The organism is Pseudomonas orientalis, from assembly GCF_002934065.1.
Taxonomy (GTDB): Bacteria; Pseudomonadota; Gammaproteobacteria; order Pseudomonadales; family Pseudomonadaceae; genus Aquipseudomonas; species Aquipseudomonas orientalis_A.
In genome coordinates, this window is the sequence record NZ_CP018049.1 from 5,526,967 (window position 1) to 5,544,545 (window position 17,579).

Genomic DNA, 17,579 nt, shown 5'->3' on the forward strand with positions numbered 1-17,579 from the left:
CAAGCCCCCTCCCACATTTTGACTGTGTTCACAAATCAAAAGTGTGGGAGGGGGCTTGCCCCCGATGGCGTCAGCCCAGACGCCACATCACTCAGGGATAACCCAACACCTGCTTGACCGACGCCAGATTCCTTTCGATCCACCCCCGATCAATCGCCCCCCACTCGCGAATCCGATAACCCCCGGCATGATTGCGCGCACCTTCTTCCTGCTCGAACTGACACACGATATCCAGGTCGGCCAGTGCGGCAATTGTGTCCTGCGCGGTGCGCCGCGGCATACCGGTCACTTCAGTCAGCGCCGGGACGCTGCTGGCCAGCCCGCTGTCGATCAGGTACGCCACATACAGGCGACGGTAAAAGCTGCTCTTGGTCTTGCTCACATCCATGGTCAATCGCCTTGTAATTGGGGCTTGCCCTGCAAATCGCGCCAGGTGAGGTACACCCGCAGGTCGAATTCCACCTGGTGGTAGCCCGGCATCATGTGTTCACAGAGTTTATAGAACGCCTTGTTGTGGTCCGACTCCTTGAAGTGCGCCAGTTCGTGCACCACGATCATGCGCAGAAACTCAGGGGCCGCCTCCTTGAACAGCGAGGCGATGCGGATCTCTTTCTTGGACTTGAGATTGCCGCCCTGCACCCGGGAAATCGTGGTGTGCAAACCCAGGGCGCGGTGGGTCAGGTCCAGGCGGTTATCGAACAGCACCTTGTCGATCGACGGTGCATTGCGCAGGTGTTCCTGCTTCAAGGCCAGGGCGTAGCTGTACAGGGCCTTGTCGCTCTGCACGGCGTGGCGCTCGGGGTAACGCTGCTCCAGGTAGGCGCCCAACTGGTCCTTGGCGATCAATTGGCGCACTTGTTCCTGAAGGGCGGCGGGATAGGCCTGAAGGTATTTCAACGCGGTCATGGGGGCTGCAATGTGATTCGGACGGCCGCCAGTGTAGCGAATTCACAGCGCGTGAGGGTGCGACCAACCGACGACGTCCTCGGCCATCAGCGGTGCCGCCGCCCAGGTGCCCTGGATGAATGAACACCCGTTGGCCTTGAGCCACTGCGCCTGTTCGAGGCTTTGCACGCCTTCGGCGATCACCAGCACCTCAAAATGCCCGCACAGCTCGATGATGCTGCGCGCCATTGCGGCATCCCGCGCGGAGCCTGGTAATCGGGCCACCAATTGCGGGTCAAGCTTGAGGGTGTCGAACGCCAGGTCGCGCAGGTGGGCCAGGGAACAGCGACCCGCGCCAAAGTCATCCAGTGCGATACGCACCCCCAGCTCACGCAACAATGTGAGCTGCTTGGTCGATTCCTCAAGGTTGCTCATCAGGCAGTCTTCACTGATTTCCACCTCCAGTTGCCGCCCCTGCAAACCGTGCCGTTCGATGACCTGCCGCAGTTGGCCGACCAGGTTGGGCGTATTGAACTGACTGCTGCTCAGGCTCACGCTCAACACCAGCTCATCATCGAAAGACGCTTGCCAGACCTGGCGCTGGGCAGCGACCTGCTGGTAAATCCAGCTGCTCAACTGGCTGATCAGCCGCGCCTCTTCCAGCAGCGGCAGGAACAACCCCGGCGGCACGTCACCGACACTCGGGTGCTGCCAGCGCAGCAACGCCTCGACACCCCGCAAGCGCCCATCCACCAGCGACACCTGGGGCTGGTACACCAGGACGAAATCCTTGTTTTGAATCGCGGTGCGCACACTGTCTTCAAGCATCAGGCGCGAGCGGGCTCGACCGTTCATTTCATGGTCGTAATAGCGATATTGCTGACGGCCGGCGCGCTTGGCTTCGTACATGGCGATGTCCGCCGCGCGCAGCAGGCCGCTCAGGTCCGAACCGCAGTCCGGAAAGATCGCGATACCGATGCTGACGCCGAGCATCACCTCCAAACCGTCGACCTGCTGGCACACAGACACCCGCTCGATCAATTTTTCCGCAATTTTCGCGGCCTGCTCCGGGAATTCCAGCTCCAACAATGCCGTGAACTCATCCCCGCCCATGCGCCCAAGAATGTCGTAGGAACGCAGGCACGCCTGCATCTGCTCGGACACCCAGCGCAGCACGCGATCGCCGGCGTCGTGACCCAGGGTGTCGTTGACGCGCTTGAAGCCATCCAGGTCCAGGTACAGCAACACCAGCGACTGCTCATTGCGCTCGCTGCGCGACAACATGGTCTCCACCGTCTGGTGGAAGCCCCGACGATTGAGCAGCCCGGTCAACGGGTCCGTCACCGCCTGGAACTCAAGCTGCTGGTGCAGGTGGCGCACCTCGGACATGTCCAGCACCGTCACCACCATTGCCTTCTGCTCTGCGGGCAAGGGCGCGCAGGACAACGCCACCGGCACCTGTTGACCGCGACTGGTGCGCAAGATGGCGTCGTGCAAGCGCCACGTTTGACCTTTGCAATAGGCCTCGTACATCGGGAACCCCAACCAGGCCGGTACATGAGGCTTTTGCAGGAAACTGAGGAAACTCTCGCCCTGCAATTCGGCCATCGTGGCATTGAGCAGCCTGGAGATAGCCGGGTTGGCGTACTGGATCACACTGCCCTCGCCCACCACCAGAATCCCTTCGGCGGCGTTGTCCAATACCGAGGCATTGAAGGCGCGGGCGGCCTCCAGGTCATGGCTCAAGCGCTGCAGGGCACGGCGATTACGCTGATGTTCCAACAGCGTCTGCACTTTGGGCTTGAGAATATGCGGGTCGAACGGCTTGAACAGATAGTCGATCGCACCGCTGGCATAGCCTTGGAGCACCGCGTCGGGCGATTGGGCATCGGCCGTCAGAAAGATAATTGGCGTCATGCTCGTGCGCTGGCTGCCGCGCATCAAGCGCGCCACCTCGAAGCCATCCATACCGGGCATCCGCACGTCCAGCAACACCAGGTCGACGTCATGCTCCAGCAGCAATTCCAGGGCCTGCAAACCGGAAGTCGCGGTAATCACTCGCCAGTCTTCACGCTGTAACACGGCACGCATGCTGACGAGATTTTCCGGGTAGTCATCGACCACCAGGAGAACTGAATGACCGTCGCCGAGGTTTGGAGCGCAATCCATGCTACGTCTCTTCCTTAAGGAACTGCACCGGTCACTTCGGGTACTTAAAACCGGACAAATAATGAGGCCTCACTCTAGCCCCGGTTATAAAAAAGCAGAAGTCACCTCGATGCCATCATCGCATCAAAGCCGGGGAAGCCGACTAACGGTAAGGCCCTGCAGCCCGCGTATCATGGGCAACATGGCTTTTTGGCATTCCTCTGACGCCAATAAATTGCCATCCAGTGTTTAACAACTTGGTTAACACCACCTATAAAGAACCTGTGCAGCCCTCGGGCTAAAGCGTTCACCCCTCGTCAAAAGGCCAACACCATGATCGACCTTTCCACCTGGAACCTGAGCATTCCGGTCGGCTCCCCGCCCACGACCATCGAAACCCCGAAGCTGCTCAGCGGCTTCAATGACCAGTACTTCCAGGCCGAAGGCAGCGATGTGCAGTTCTGGACGCCCGTCACTGGCACCCGCACCGAAAACGCCATCTACCCGCGCAGCGAACTGCGCGAAACCTACGCCGACGGGCGCCTGCGCAACTGGACCTACCCAGAGGCCGACAACTTCCTGCGCGCCACACTCACCGTCAACCAGGTGCCGTCCAGCGGCAAGATCGTGATCGGCCAGATCCATGCCTATGACAGCCAGAAACCACTGATCAAGCTGGAGTACCAATTCAAGGAGAAAACCCAGACCGGCAACATCGTCGCCAAAGTGCGCATGCGCCCGGATGAATCCGAAAGCAGGGTCATCACAGTCGCCTCCAACGTGCCCCTGGAGAAAAGCTTTACCTATGTGATCAACCTCAACAAGGCCGGATTGCTCAGCGTAAACGCGGCCGACAGCGAGTGGAATGATCGCATCGGCGCGGCCTGGGGCGACAAGCCGCTGTACTTCAAGGCGGGGGTGTATGTGCAGGACAACAGTGGGGACAGCAAGGAAGGCGCACGGGTGACGTTTGCCAAGTTGGATATTGATCACGAGTAACGGATTGGCCTCAATGCGAGTAGGCCATGTCCGATGAGCGCGAGGGTCATTCCCGATAGGTCCAGACGCTTGAATCCACTGTGGGAGGGGGCTTGCACCCGATAGCGGTGGGCCAGCCGCCGACTGTGTATGCTGACACACCGCAATCGGGGGCAAGCCCCCTCCCACAGTTGTCCTGCTTGTATTCCGAGTGATTGAACAGCGTGGGTTGATATACCTGCCGCCTGACCCGAAGGCCAAAACCCGCATTCTTGCGGGTTTTCCATGAGCCTTAATGTAAAGGCTTTACCACCGGCTTGCGTCGCATACCCGACGCCACCGAGTCGTGTAACGCCATCGCACGACCCGCGTCCCACTCCTTGCGCATTGTGGAAAAAAGCTCAACATCAACTCGCGCCTGATGGGCGCTAAGCGCCTCGGACATCGCTTCGGCAATGCGCTCGATGATCAAACCAGGGGCGGCTACACCACAGTGCTTGCGACCAAACTCAATCAGTTGCTGACGGTCAGGGTACGCCTTGGTTTTGTTCATCTTGATCGCCAACGTGCGATCAACTAGTGCCTGACCGGATTTTGGATTGTAGTGTTCATAGGCGGTGGTGGTTGTGACATCGAACACAGGCGCCAACTGCACGGTTTCAGGGGCTCCCGGATGGGTGTAGAGCACACCGAAGTTTTTCAGGTGAGCATCGCCATTGCGCACCATGACCGACAAGCAGACAGACGAGAAAAAACGCTCTAGTTCACGCAGCACATCACCCTGCTGACACACCTCCCGGATCACTGCCGCAAGCGTCTCGTAACTTTGGGAATACTTGTAGTTGTCGTGGGGGTCTTTGTTCAGGCCCAGCAACACCGCCATGTCCTCAAACCCCAACCTGCCAGCCAGCGTCAGATCGAAGCGCTCCATGACAAACAGGTCGCCACGATCGGACAGCCAGAAACGCGGAGTTTCCAAGCCGGCGAGACGAGCTGCTTCCAAACAAAGGAATTCGTTCTGAGCCAAATGGGCATATTCATCAGCACCGGACTTTACAATCAGATCGGAGCTGAGCATGGTTTTGCGGCTGCCCGTCAACTTGTCCAGATCAGGTACCAATACTTTCGGCTGCACCCCTGAAATCCCGGACTCGAAGTAGGTGTCGACCAGAAAATCGAATACACCCTGGGAGGTATCTGCAGACAGAATCTCCTGTAACCCGACCTGTGCCTTTACAGGCGTGGAAGCCTCTTTGGGGTTTTCATAACTCAGCCGACCAATCTGATTGCCACCGATGATCGACAGCAGGCGCATTTCGTCCACCTGCATATGCTTGGCCATGCGGCGCTTGATCTGATCAGCCAGAAAGCCTTCGGGCACATTCATATCGAAAATTGGATGCAGAACATTACTGACCGTAGGCGTCGGGTCGTAAGGCATGACCAATGACACCTCACGAGACGCCTCAGCCGACCCGTACGCGAAGGAAAACTGCGACCCCTTGGACAGTTCACCCGCATTGCCTTGAGGTGTGGCAATGTTAAGCCGCTTGATTTTACTCATCGTGCTCTACCAGTTCGGCAAGGGATTTGAGATCGATCCGCCGGTCAACCACTTCCAATGCCATGCCCAACGCCGTGATCACCCTGAAGGCGGTGTACATGGCTACGTTTTCCCCGGCTTCGAGGTCGATGATGGTCTTACGGCTGCACCGCGCTTTTTCCGCGAGTTGCTGCTGACTGTAGTGCTTCGCCCGGCGCAGTTGCCTGAGCCGCTCGCCAAAAGCCGGGGGAGTAGTGATGAGCAAAATGTCACCTATACAGAACTTTTAATGAAATTAATCTGATTATGTCCGTTATAACGGACATTTCAATCACCATACGTCTGATGCAATTGCCGACGGGCATCTGCTCACGAGTAATGGATTGGCCTCAATGCGAGTAGGCCATGTCCGATGAGCGCGAGGGTCATTCCCGATAGGTCCAGACGCTTGAATCCACTGTGGGAGGGGGCTTGCCCCCGATAGCGGTGGGCCAGCCGCCGACTGTGTATGCTGACACACCGCAATCGGGGGCAAGCCCCCTCCCACAGGTGTCCTGCTTGGCCTGAGAGGCCGGTGTTCGTCCTACAGTACCGTTGCGGCCAGACAGATGGCCGCTTATAGTTCGCTCCGTCGCTGGACTTGAACAGCGACAGGGTTTCGCAGCCCTAACGATACGTGTGTAACCAAGCATCATGAATACAACGATGAGCGCTTCGGCGCCCGTCGTCTGTTTTATGGTGGCTGTGTGTGGGAGACCTTCGGGTCTGCCGGGTTCCTCGTATCCTCGGTCTGCGAACCCGCACACAGCTACCACCCAATTCGTTTCGCAGCGAATGGCGGTAGTCCTTTTCAGATATGAGGAATATTTGCCATGACCCAACAGCTTCCGCCTCGCCGTTTCACTCCCTGCACCGAAACCGCCACCGACTACCCCGTGCTGTTGATCGACAGCAACGCCCCCCTGCTCGACCTCCACGCCTGCCTGCGCGAACGCCTCAACGCCGCCCTTGAACACCTCAACCTCATGGCCTGCTCCAGCCTGCCGGACTTCGCCGAGCGCGACCTGAACCATGTGGCCAATACGGCGCGCATTCTGGTGCAGGATGTCAGTGATGTGTTCCGCGTGATCGAACACCGTGGTTTCGATACGCACCACGCCGCCTGATCAAACCCAAGGCAAAAAGAAGCCCGCATCGCTGCGGGCTTCTTTGTTAGACGCTTGAGGCTTAGTTCACCTTAGCGTTCAACTCACCTTTCAAATACCGCTGATACATTGCCTCCAGCGAGATCGGCTTGATCTTCGAAGCATTACCGGCGGTACCAAATGCTTCATAACGCGCGATACACACATCACGCATCGCCGTCACAGTGGCGCCGAAAAACTTACGCGGGTCAAATTCGCTCGGGTTGGTCGCCATCAGGCGACGCATTGCACCAGTGGAGGCCAGGCGCAGGTCGGTGTCGATGTTGACCTTGCGCACGCCGTACTTGATGCCTTCGACAATTTCTTCAACCGGCACGCCGTAGGTTTCTTTGATGTCGCCGCCGTACTGGTTGATGATCGCCAGCCACTCTTGCGGTACCGAGGAAGAGCCGTGCATCACCAGGTGGGTGTTGGGGATGCGTTTGTGGATTTCCTTGATGCGGTCGATGGCCAGCACGTCGCCGGTAGGTGGCTTGGTGAACTTGTAGGCGCCGTGGCTGGTGCCGATGGCGATGGCCAGGGCGTCCACTTGGGTCTTCTTGACGAAGTCGGCGGCTTCTTCCGGGTCGGTCAGCATCTGGCTGTGGTCGAGCACACCTTCGGCGCCGATGCCGTCTTCTTCGCCGGCCATGCCGGTTTCCAGGGAACCCAGGCAGCCCAGTTCGCCTTCAACCGATACGCCGCAGGCGTGAGCCATGGCCACGGTTTGCTGGGTCACGCGTACGTTGTACTCGTAGTCGGTTGGGGTCTTGCCGTCTTCGCCCAGGGAGCCGTCCATCATCACCGAGCTGAAGCCCAGCTGGATGGAGCGCTGGCACACATCAGGGCTGGTGCCGTGGTCCTGGTGCATGCACACCGGGATGTGCGGGAATTCTTCGATGGCCGCCAGGATCAGGTGGCGCAGGAATGGCGCCCCGGCGTATTTGCGCGCACCGGCCGAAGCCTGGACGATCACTGGGGAGTCGGTCTTGTCAGCGGCTTCCATGATGGCGCGCATTTGCTCAAGGTTGTTGACGTTAAAGGCTGGGACGCCGTAGCCGAATTCGGCTGCGTGGTCCAGCATTTGACGCATGCTGATAAGTGCCATTGTGTTGTCTCTCCCGGTCGAGGGTCGTTAATCGTGCAAGCCTGCCGTAGCGGCGGCTGCTATTCAAGTTATTGCAGATCAAGGGGTTGAGCCTTGTGCTGCTGAATCGTTTTTGCTGGTGTAGTCGACGCAAATTCCAAGTTGAACCCGAATCAAGTGGGAGGGGGCTTGCTCCCGATAGCGGTCAGCCTGACACCCAAGTGCTGACTGACACATCGTAATCGGGGGCAAGCCCCCTCCCACATTTGGATCTCATCTCATGACAGATCTCAGTTGGCCTTGCAGCCGCGCCCAATCAGATCATCCGTGGCAACCCAATAAACCAGGCCTTCCTCACCCTTGGTGTGAAACGCCAATCGGCCGTCGCTGTACAGCACGCCCGATGCCGCCACGTCCTGCTTGAGACGGTAAACCTGATCCGAACCGCCGAGGCGTACATCCACTTCGGAACGGGCCGCATTTGCAAAGCGCCAGTTGACCTCAGCCTTGCTGTCGCAGGTCCAGGTCGTCCATTTGTCGGCAGGCTCTGAGGCCTTGCCGAACATGTCCATACTGCTGCAACCGGCCAACAAGGCCAGGGCTGCCAGGGCGAAAACGCCTTTCATTGCCAATCCTCGCAGGGCGACCGGGGGCCGCCGTTGCTGTGGGTTAGTGGATCAGACCCGTTATGGGCAACCCTGTTCCTGACCGTTGGGCGCGGAGTCGTATTTCTCCAGCCGTTCGTTGCCGATGCGCTTGTTGATCACCGGCATGGTCTCGGCTTGCCAGTCAGCCTGGTAGCAGCTTTTTTTAAGCGGTGCCGAGGTTTTGTCCGCCTCGGGCGCCGCACTCGGCGTGCTGCCGCAGCCGGCCAACAGGCCCGCTGCGATCACCAGTGCCAACGACTTGATCATGGGAACGCTCCTTTTCCTGATCACGCGCGCCTTAACCCTTGGCCCGGGTTTCCAGCACTTCCACGGCCGGCAGTACCTTGCCCTCGACGAACTCGAGGAAGGCACCGCCACCGGTGGAAATGTAGGAGATCTGCTCAGCAACGCCATATTTATCGATGGCCGCCAGGGTGTCACCGCCGCCGGCGATGGAAAATGCGGAGCTTTCAGCGATAGCTTTGGCCAGCACTTTGGTGCCATTGCCGAACTGGTCGAACTCGAATACGCCGACCGGGCCATTCCAAAGGATGGTCTGGGAAGCTTTCAGCAGTTCAGCGAAATTGGCCGCGGTTTGCGGGCCGATGTCCAGGATCATGTCGTCGTCGGCCACGTCGGCGATGAGCTTGACGGTCGCTTCGGCGCTTTCAGCGAATTCCTTGGCGACCACCACGTCCACCGGCAGCGGCACGCTGACTTTGGCGGCGATGGCGCGGGCGGTGTCCAGCAGGTCCGGCTCGTACAGGGACTTGCCCACCGGGTGACCCGCTGCAGCCAGGAAGGTGTTGGCAATGCCGCCGCCGACGATCAACTGGTTGCAGATCTGGCTGAGGCTGTTGAGCACGTCCAGCTTGGTGGAGACCTTGGAACCCGCGACGATGGCGGCCATCGGTTGTGCCGGAGCGCCCAGGGCCTTGCCCAACGCATCCAGCTCAGCCGCCAGCAGCGGGCCGGCCGCAGCGACCTTGGCGAACTTGGCCACGCCGTGGGTCGAGCCTTCGGCGCGGTGGGCGGTGCCAAAGGCGTCCATTACGAACACGTCGCACAAGGCAGCGTATTGCTGGGCCAGTTCGTCGCTGTTCTTTTTCTCGCCTTTGTTGAAGCGCACGTTTTCGAACAGCACGATGTCGCCGGCTTTCACGTCCACGCCGCCCAGGTAATCTGCGACCAACGGCACGTCACGACCCAGGGCCTTGCTCAGGTACTCGGCGACCGGCTTGAGGCTGTTTTCGGCGGAAAACTCGCCTTCGGTCGGGCGGCCCAGGTGGGAGCAGACCATCACGGCCGCGCCTTTTTCCAGGGCCAGCTTGATGGTCGGCAGCGAGGCCAGGATTCGCGCATCGCTGGTGACAACACCGTCCTTGACTGGGACGTTGAGGTCTTCGCGAATCAGTACGCGCTTACCTTGCAGATCGAGGTCGGTCATCTTCAACACGGTCATGGGTCGCAGTTCCTGAGTTACTGTTGAGGTTGTTTAGCGGCGATGTGCAGATAGTGTTCTGCCACATCAAGCATGCGGTTGGCAAAGCCCCATTCGTTGTCGAACCAGGCCAGGATGTTCACCAGCCTGGGGCCGGAAACGCGGGTCTGGCTGGCATCGACAATCGCCGAATGCGGGTCGTGGTTGAAATCACAACTGGCGTGGGGCAACTCGGTGTAGGCCAGCAAGCCTTTGAGCGGGCCGCGGGTGGCGGCGTCGCGCAGGATCCGGTTGACCTCCATCGCATCGGTGTCGCTGACGGTTTGCAGGGTGATATCCAGGCAAGACACATTCACCGTCGGCACACGTACGGCTTTGGCCTGGATTCGTCCGGCAAGTTCCGGCAACAGTCGCTCGATACCGCGGGCCAGGCCGGTGGACACCGGAATCACCGACTGGAATGCCGAACGCGTACGGCGCAGGTCTTCATGATGATAGGCGTCGATCACCGGCTGGTCGTTCATCGCCGAGTGAATCGTGGTGATCGACACATAATCGATGCCGATCGCCTGATCCAGCAGGCGCAACAACGGCACGCTGCAGTTGGTGGTGCACGAGGCATTGGACACCAGCAGCTCAGCGCCGGTCAGGCAATCCTGGTTGATGCCGTAGACGATGGTGGCGTCGACATCGGCCTCGCTGGCCATCGGCTGGGAAAACAGCACGCGCGGTGCGCCGGCGTCGAGAAAACGCTGGCCGTCGGCACGGGTGTTATAGACACCGGAACATTCCAGCACCAGGTCGACGCCCAGTGCTTTCCAGTCGATGCCTTCAGGGGTGGCACTGCGCAAGACCTGCACGCAGCTGCCATTAATATGCAGACAATCACCTTCGATCCGCACTTCGCCGGGGAAACGGCCGTGGGTGGAGTCAAAGCGTGTCAGGTATTCGACGCTGGCCATGTCGGCCAGATCGTTGATCGCGACAATTTCAAACCCGGCCGCCGCCCCTCGCTCGAACAGCGCACGCAAGACGCAACGACCAATGCGGCCGTAGCCGTTGAGTGCAACTTTGTAGGGACGCGGTTGGGGCATGGGGTTCTCGATCAAGGTTAGTTCGGTGTTGAATGTTCTGACGCCATCGCGGGCAAGCCCCCTCCCACATTGGACCGCAATCCAAATGTGGGAGGGGGCTTGCCCGCGATGGCGCCAGGGCAGACAACGCAGACTGACTTAGTCTTCCAGCAGCTCTTCAGCCTGACCCAGAATGTTTTCCAGGGTGAAACCGAACTCTTCGAACAACGCTGGCGCCGGCGCCGACTCACCGTAGGTGGTCATGCCGATCACGCGGCCTTCCAGGCCCACGTACTTGTACCAGTAGTCAGCGTGGGCCGCTTCGATGGCGATGCGCGCGCTGACCTGCAGCGGCAATACCGATTGCTTGTAGCCCGCGTCCTGGGCTTCGAACACGCTGGTGCACGGCATGGACACAACACGAACGTTGCGACCTTGCGCGGTCAGCTTGTCATAGGCCTGGACGGTCAGGCCCACTTCGGAACCGGTGGAGATCAGGATCAGCTCCGGCTCGCCGATGCAGTCCTTGAGCACATAACCACCACGGCTGATATCGGCGATCTGCGCGTCGGTACGCACCTGGTGTTGCAGGTTCTGACGCGAGAAGATCAGCGCCGAAGGGCCGTCCTTGCGCTCGATGGCGTGCTTCCAGGCCACGGCGGATTCGACCGCGTCGGCTGGGCGCCAGCAATCCAGGTTCGGCGTGGTACGCAGGCTGGTCAGTTGCTCGACCGGCTGGTGCGTCGGGCCGTCTTCACCCAGGCCGATGGAGTCGTGGGTGTACACATGGATCACACGCTTCTTCATCAGCGCGGCCATGCGTACGGCGTTACGGGCGTACTCCATGAACATCAGGAAGGTCGCGCCGTAAGGCACCAGGCCACCGTGCAGGGACACACCGTTCATGATGGCGCTCATGCCGAACTCACGCACGCCGTAGTACATGTAGTTACCGCTGGCGTCTTCAGCCGACACGCCTTTGCAGCCTTTCCACAGGGTCAGATTGGAGCCGGCCAGGTCGGCCGAACCACCGAGCAACTCCGGCAGCAACGGGCCGAAGGCGTTCAGGGTGTTCTGGCTGGCTTTACGGCTGGCGATGGTCTCGCCCTTGGCCGCGACTTCGGCGATGTAGGCCGAGGCTTTTTCCGAGAAATCGGCAGGCAGGTCACCGGCCAGGCGGCGTACCAGTTCATTGGCCAGCTCCGGGAATTCGGCGGAGTAGGCAGCGAAACGCTGGTCCCACTCGGCTTCGGCGGCCAGACCTTTTTCCTTGGCATCCCATTCGGCGTAGATATCGGCCGGGATTTCAAACGGGCCGTGGGTCCACTTCAGCGCTTCACGGGTCAGGGCGATTTCCGCGTCACCCAGTGGGGCGCCGTGGCAGTCTTCCTTGCCCTGCTTGTTCGGCGAACCGAAACCGATGGTGGTCTTGCAGCAGATCAGGGTCGGCTGCGCGCTCTTGCGCGCGGTGTCGATGGCGATCTTGATTTCTTCCGGATCGTGACCGTCGACGTTGCGGATTACCTGCCAGTTGTAGGCTTCGAAACGCTTGGGGGTGTCATCGGTGAACCAGCCTTCGACTTCGCCGTCGATGGAGATTCCGTTGTCATCGTAGAAGGCAATCAGCTTGCCCAGGCCCAGCGTGCCGGCCAGAGAGGCGACTTCGTGGGAAATGCCTTCCATCATGCAGCCATCACCCAGGAACACGTAGGTGTGGTGGTCGACGATGTCATGGCCGGGGCGGTTGAACTGCGCGCCCAGGACTTTTTCCGCCAGCGCGAAGCCGACAGCGTTGGCCAGGCCCTGGCCCAGGGGACCGGTGGTGGTCTCGACGCCTGGGGTGTAGCCGAATTCCGGGTGGCCGGGGGTGCGGCTGTGCAGCTGACGGAAGCTTTTGAGGTCGTCGATAGTGACGTCGTAGCCGGACAGGTGCAGCAGCGAATAGATCAGCATCGAGCCGTGGCCGTTGGACAGCACGAAGCGGTCACGGTCGGCGAACGACGGGTTGCTCGGGTTGTGTTTCAGGTAGTCACGCCAAAGTACCTCGGCGATATCCGCCATGCCCATCGGGGCACCGGGATGGCCGCTGTTGGCTTTTTGCACGGCATCCATGCTGAGGGCACGAATGGCGTTGGCACGCTCACGACGGCTGGGCATCGCTGATCTCCTGGGGGCTTGAATAAGGAAACGGAAAAAAGGACCGGCATTTTCCCTCAGCCACCGCCTGCGGGCAATGACAGATAGTCACTTGAGCAGGTTTTCCTGCAGTTTGCGCGCCGATCCCTTGCAGAATTCCTGTGCGGGTTCGTCTAAAGGCAATAGCGGCTGCTTATAATTGCCACTTATCGATCAATATCAAAACTTTTTGATATTGACCTTGCAGCGATTACCACCCGTCACTAGACTGCTGGCCTTATGAACCTACCCGTGCCCTCCCTGCTTCCCGCCGACAGCGATGAACTGGCAGCCCTTTGCAAGGCTGCGGGTGATCCGTTGCGCTTGAACGTATTGCGCGCACTGGCCAATGATTCATTCGGCGTACTGGAACTGGCGCAGATCTTCGCCATCGGCCAGTCCGGCATGAGCCATCATTTGAAGGTACTGGCCCAGGCCGACCTGGTGGCCACCCGCCGCGAAGGCAATGCGATTTTTTACCGCCGCGCCCTGCCCCACACCGAGTTGCTCGGCGGCAAATTGCACGCGGCCTTGCTCGAAGAAGTCGACAATTTGAGCCTGCCCGGCGCTGTGCAAGCGCGGATTGCCCAGGTACACGGGCAACGCGCCGCCGCCAGCCAGGACTTTTTCTCCCGGGTCGCCGACAAGTTTCGCGCCCAGCAGGACCTGATCGCCGGCTTGCCCCAGTACCGCGAAAGCGTACTGGCGCTGTTGGACAAGCTGAGCTTCAGTGATAAGGCCACGGCCTTGGAAGTGGGCCCTGGCGACGGCGGTTTTCTGCCGGACCTGGCGCGACGCTTCGGGCAGGTGACGGCACTGGACAACAGCCCGGCGATGCTCGAACTGGCCCGCCAGTTGTGCGAGCGCGAAGCGTTGGCCAATGTCAGCCTGCAACTGGCAGACGCCCTGAGTGACACCCACCTGCAGGCCGATTGCGTGGTGCTGAACATGGTCTTGCACCATTTCGCCGCCCCGGCCGATGCGCTCAGGCAAATGGCCGGGCTGTTGCACCCCGGCGGTAGCCTGCTGGTGACGGATTTATGCAGCCACAACCAGAGTTGGGCCAAGGAGGCCTGCGGTGATCTCTGGCTGGGTTTTGAACAGGACGATCTGGCCCGTTGGGCCTCCGCTGCGGGACTCGTTCCCGGGGAAAGCCTCTATGTAGGTTTACGTAATGGTTTCCAGATTCAGGTCCGCCATTTTCAGCGACCGGCTGGCGACACTCACCATCGGTAAATATCAGGAAAACATCGAGATGAGCGAATACTCCCTTTTCACCTCCGAGTCCGTGTCTGAAGGGCATCCGGACAAAATCGCCGACCAGATTTCTGATGCGGTGCTGGACGCCATCATTGCTGAAGACAAGTTCGCCCGTGTGGCGTGCGAGACTCTGGTGAAAACGGGCGTGGCGATCATCGCCGGCGAAGTCACCACCACGGCCTGGGTCGACCTGGAACAGATCGTGCGCGACGTGATCACCGACATCGGCTACACCAGCTCCGATGTGGGCTTTGACGGCGCAACCTGCGGCGTGATGAACATCATCGGCAAGCAGTCCCCCGACATCAACCAGGGCGTCGACCGCGCCAAGCCTGAAGATCAAGGCGCCGGCGACCAGGGACTGATGTTCGGCTACGCCAGCAACGAAACCGACGTGCTGATGCCCGCGCCAATCACCTTCTCTCACCAGCTGGTCCAGCGCCAGGCCGAAGCGCGCAAATCCGGCCTGCTGCCGTGGCTGCGCCCGGACGCCAAGTCCCAGGTGACCTGCCGTTACGACGGAGGCAAAGTCGTCGGTATCGACGCTGTGGTGCTGTCGACCCAGCACAATCCGGACGTGTCCTACGCCGACCTGCGCGAAGGCGTCATGGAGCTGATCGTCAAGCACGTGCTGCCGGCCGAACTGCTCACCAAAGACACCCAGTTCCACATCAACCCGACCGGCCAGTTCATCATCGGTGGCCCGGTGGGCGACTGCGGCCTGACCGGTCGCAAGATCATCGTCGACAGCTACGGCGGCATGGCTCGCCACGGCGGTGGCGCGTTTTCGGGCAAAGACCCTTCCAAGGTTGACCGTTCCGCCGCCTACGCCGGTCGTTACGTGGCCAAAAACATCGTCGCCGCCGGCCTGGCCGAACGTTGCGAGATCCAGGTGTCCTACGCCATTGGCGTGGCCCAGCCTACTTCGATCTCGCTGAATACCTTCGGCACCGGCAAGATCAGCGATGACAAGATCGTCAAGTTGGTGCGTGAGATCTTCGACCTGCGCCCTTACGCGATCACCACCATGCTTGACCTGCTGCACCCGATGTACCAGGAAACCGCTGCCTACGGCCACTTCGGCCGTACCCCTGCGCAGAAGACGGTCGGCGACGACACCTTCACCACCTTCACCTGGGAAAAAACCGACCGCGCCAACGACCTGCGGACCGCTGCCGGCCTGTAATCGCTCGCGGCCGCCAAAGCCCCGCCGGGTTCGCCCGGCGGGGCTTTTTTGTTTCTCAAAGGTTGCAACAAAATCGTTGAAACCACGGCCGAAGTCGACGCGGGCCAGCAAAAGCGCGGCGCCGAGACGGATAACAACGACGCGCCGCACCCGTGGGGCGGCCTGTTCACCCAAGCAGAAACACCCGGTAAAAAGCCCCGCTCGGTCGGGGCTTTTTTGTGGCCGTGCCGATCACTTAGGCTGAGCACCCTTTCCGAGCAAGGATGCTCACGATGCGTCTGTTGATGATTTTCCTGATCAGCTTTCTAGCGTGCCGGGCCTGGGCCGAAGACTGCCCCGATGATGTCCGAGCGCAAATCGACACGTTGGCCAGGCAGGTCAGCCAATGGGATGACGCCTACCACCGACAGGGTCAATCCCCCATCAGCGATGAACTGTACGACCAGGCCCGGCGTCGCCTGGCCCATTGGCGCAAATGCGCGCTGCAACCCACACCCAGGGCTGACAACCCGCTGGCAAGCGCTCGTGGCACAGTCCGCCATCCGGTCGCCCATACCGGGCTGGAGAAGCTGTTGGACGCATCCGAAGTGGGTGATTGGCTCAGCACCCGACAGGACGTCTGGATTCAACCCAAGGTCGACGGTGTCGCCGTGACCCTGGTGTATCGCAAAGGCCGCTTGCACCAACTCATCAGCCGCGGCGACGGCCTGCTCGGTCACGATTGGTCCGCTGGCGCCCGCAGAATCCCGGGTATCGTCCAGCAACTGTCGGAGCCGGTCGATGCGGTACTGCAAGGCGAGCTCTACTGGCGCCTCGACGACCACGTACAGTCCGCACAGGGCGGGCTCAACGCGCGCAGTAAAGTGGCTGGCTTGATGAACCGACGGCAATTGAGCGACACCGAGGCAGGCGGGATCGGGCTGTTCGTGTGGGCCTGGCCCGAGGGCCCGGCCAGCTTCACCGAGCGCCTGGCCACGCTGGCGCGGTGGGGGTTTACCGACAGCCAACGGTATAGCCAGTCCATCGCCAGCATCAGCGATGCCGCGCGTTGGCGTCTGCATTGGTACAACCATCCGCTGCCGTTCGCCAGCGATGGCGTGGTGTTGCATCAGGCGGCGCGCGCGCCGGCCAAACGCTGGAAAGCCAGCGCACCCTACTGGGCCGTGGCCTGGAAGTACCCGGTGAGCAAGGCGTTGGCGCTGGTGCGCAAGGTGCAGTTCAGGATCGGGCGTACCGGGCGTATCACACCGATTCTCGAACTGGACCCCGTGTGGCTGGATGATCGGCAAATCAGGCGGGTCAGCGCAGGCTCGCTGAAAAACTGGCAGAACCTGGACATCCGCCCCGGCGACCAGGTGTCCATCAGCCTGGCCGGCCAGGTCATTCCCCGGCTCGACGAGGTGGTCCTGCGCAACAAGACCCGGGTGGAAGTGCCGGTGCCCGATACTCGCGACTTTCATGCCTTGAGTTGCTGGCAACTGGACCCTGGTTGCGAGGAGCAACTGCTCTCGCGCCTCACCTGGCTGAGCAGCAACCAGGGCCTGGCCTTGCCCCATATGGGGCGTGAGACCTGGAACGTATTGATCCAGGCCGGTCTAATCGCAGGCTTTCTCGATTGGTTGACCCTGGATGCGGCAGAGCTTGCTAACATTGATGGCTTCGGCGAACGCACCCGTACGCGGGTGCTCGACAGTATTCACAGCGCCCGCAAACGGCCTTTTGCACAATGGCTCAAAGCATTGGGGGTGCCGCCCGCGGCGCGCAACAACCTGCAGGGCGACTGGCATACGCTGGTCGCCAAAGACACCCAAGCCTGGCTGGCCTCTGACGGCATCGGCCCGGGACGCGCAGCGCAACTGAGCGCTTTTTTCCGCGACCCGCAGGTACAGGCATTGGCTGAAATATTACATGGCGCCGGCATAGACGGTTTTTGAAACCGGCCCGGCCCTCTGATTGCTACCTTGGAGCCCTT

General features: G+C 60.5%; 16 protein-coding genes. 5 read left to right on the forward strand and 11 right to left on the reverse strand.

The features are described 5' to 3' along the window. Window positions 1–91: 91 nt before the first annotated feature. Genes BOP93_RS25015 through BOP93_RS25025 form a run of 3 tightly spaced genes read right to left on the reverse strand, consistent with a single transcriptional unit; the run spans window position 92 to window position 3,054 of the window. Complete coding sequence (locus BOP93_RS25015; protein ID WP_104504977.1) at window positions 92–388, reverse strand: winged helix-turn-helix domain-containing protein; 297 nt, start codon at window positions 386–388, stop codon at window positions 92–94. A 2-nt stretch (window positions 389–390) separates the two neighbouring features. After that, window positions 391–906, reverse strand: a complete 516-nt coding sequence (locus BOP93_RS25020) for a M48 metallopeptidase family protein (protein ID WP_065885410.1) — start codon at window positions 904–906, stop codon at window positions 391–393. A gap of 42 nt (window positions 907–948) precedes the next feature. After that, window positions 949–3,054, reverse strand: a complete 2,106-nt coding sequence (locus tag BOP93_RS25025) for a putative bifunctional diguanylate cyclase/phosphodiesterase (RefSeq protein ID WP_104504978.1) — start codon at window positions 3,052–3,054, stop codon at window positions 949–951. A gap of 312 nt (window positions 3,055–3,366) precedes the next feature. Here BOP93_RS25025 and BOP93_RS25030 point away from each other — a divergent pair, with 312 nt between their 5' ends. Further along, the gene (locus BOP93_RS25030; protein ID WP_104504979.1) at window positions 3,367–4,032 is read left to right on the forward strand and encodes a polysaccharide lyase family 7 protein; all 666 of its coding nucleotides are present in this window, start codon (window positions 3,367–3,369) and stop codon (window positions 4,030–4,032) included. A 271-nt stretch (window positions 4,033–4,303) separates the two neighbouring features. On the opposite strand, the gene BOP93_RS25035 is transcribed toward BOP93_RS25030, so the two are convergent. Together BOP93_RS25035 and BOP93_RS25040 are read right to left on the reverse strand one after the other, a co-directional pair. Further along, window positions 4,304–5,575 carry a type II toxin-antitoxin system HipA family toxin gene (locus BOP93_RS25035; protein WP_104504980.1) on the reverse strand — a complete coding sequence of 424 codons (1,272 nt, stop codon included), beginning with the start codon at window positions 5,573–5,575 and terminating at the stop codon, window positions 4,304–4,306. Next, window positions 5,568–5,819: a helix-turn-helix transcriptional regulator gene (locus BOP93_RS25040; RefSeq protein WP_056782961.1), complete on the reverse strand. Its 252-nt coding sequence runs from the start codon at window positions 5,817–5,819 to the stop codon at window positions 5,568–5,570. Before BOP93_RS25040 ends, BOP93_RS25035 begins: the two co-directional genes overlap by 8 nt. Before the next feature lie 607 nt (window positions 5,820–6,426). Between BOP93_RS25040 and BOP93_RS25045 the strand changes: the two genes are divergently transcribed. Continuing rightward, window positions 6,427–6,720 (forward strand): fructose-bisphosphate aldolase, encoded by a 294-nt coding sequence (locus BOP93_RS25045; RefSeq protein ID WP_104504981.1) that lies wholly within the window; start codon window positions 6,427–6,429, stop codon window positions 6,718–6,720. A gap of 61 nt (window positions 6,721–6,781) precedes the next feature. Here the strand turns inward: BOP93_RS25045 and fba are convergent, their stop codons facing one another. From fba to tkt, 6 genes are all read right to left on the reverse strand, one after another. Further along, window positions 6,782–7,846, reverse strand: coding sequence for a class II fructose-bisphosphate aldolase (gene fba / locus BOP93_RS25050; RefSeq protein WP_003177554.1), 1,065 nt, complete (start codon window positions 7,844–7,846; stop codon window positions 6,782–6,784). Between the two features lie 269 nt (window positions 7,847–8,115). After that, the gene (locus tag BOP93_RS25055) at window positions 8,116–8,451 is read right to left on the reverse strand and encodes an MliC family protein (RefSeq protein WP_104504982.1); all 336 of its coding nucleotides are present in this window, start codon (window positions 8,449–8,451) and stop codon (window positions 8,116–8,118) included. A gap of 60 nt (window positions 8,452–8,511) precedes the next feature. Beyond that, window positions 8,512–8,739, reverse strand: coding sequence for a hypothetical protein (locus BOP93_RS25060; RefSeq protein WP_104504983.1), 228 nt, complete (start codon window positions 8,737–8,739; stop codon window positions 8,512–8,514). 31 nt (window positions 8,740–8,770) lie between these two features. Beyond that, on the reverse strand, window positions 8,771–9,934 hold the full coding sequence (locus BOP93_RS25065) for a phosphoglycerate kinase (protein WP_104504984.1): 1,164 nt from the start codon (window positions 9,932–9,934) through the stop codon (window positions 8,771–8,773). A gap of 17 nt (window positions 9,935–9,951) precedes the next feature. Further along, window positions 9,952–11,007, reverse strand: coding sequence for an erythrose-4-phosphate dehydrogenase (gene epd, locus BOP93_RS25070; RefSeq protein WP_104504985.1), 1,056 nt, complete (start codon window positions 11,005–11,007; stop codon window positions 9,952–9,954). Between the two features lie 138 nt (window positions 11,008–11,145). Then, a complete protein-coding gene (gene tkt, locus BOP93_RS25075) occupies window positions 11,146–13,143 on the reverse strand; it encodes a transketolase (protein ID WP_104504986.1) in 1,998 nt (665 codons plus the stop codon). A gap of 258 nt (window positions 13,144–13,401) precedes the next feature. On the opposite strand from tkt, the gene BOP93_RS25080 reads away from it, so the two are divergent. The 3 genes from BOP93_RS25080 (at window position 13,402) to ligB (ending at window position 17,541) form a co-directional block, all read left to right on the forward strand. Beyond that, window positions 13,402–14,397 carry an ArsR/SmtB family transcription factor gene (locus tag BOP93_RS25080; RefSeq protein ID WP_104504987.1) on the forward strand — a complete coding sequence of 332 codons (996 nt, stop codon included), beginning with the start codon at window positions 13,402–13,404 and terminating at the stop codon, window positions 14,395–14,397. A 19-nt stretch (window positions 14,398–14,416) separates the two neighbouring features. Beyond that, window positions 14,417–15,607: a methionine adenosyltransferase gene (gene metK, locus BOP93_RS25085; protein WP_104504988.1), complete on the forward strand. Its 1,191-nt coding sequence runs from the start codon at window positions 14,417–14,419 to the stop codon at window positions 15,605–15,607. 272 nt (window positions 15,608–15,879) lie between these two features. After that, window positions 15,880–17,541, forward strand: coding sequence for an NAD-dependent DNA ligase LigB (gene ligB / locus BOP93_RS25090; protein ID WP_065934241.1), 1,662 nt, complete (start codon window positions 15,880–15,882; stop codon window positions 17,539–17,541). The last annotated feature ends 38 nt before the right edge of the window (window positions 17,542–17,579 follow it).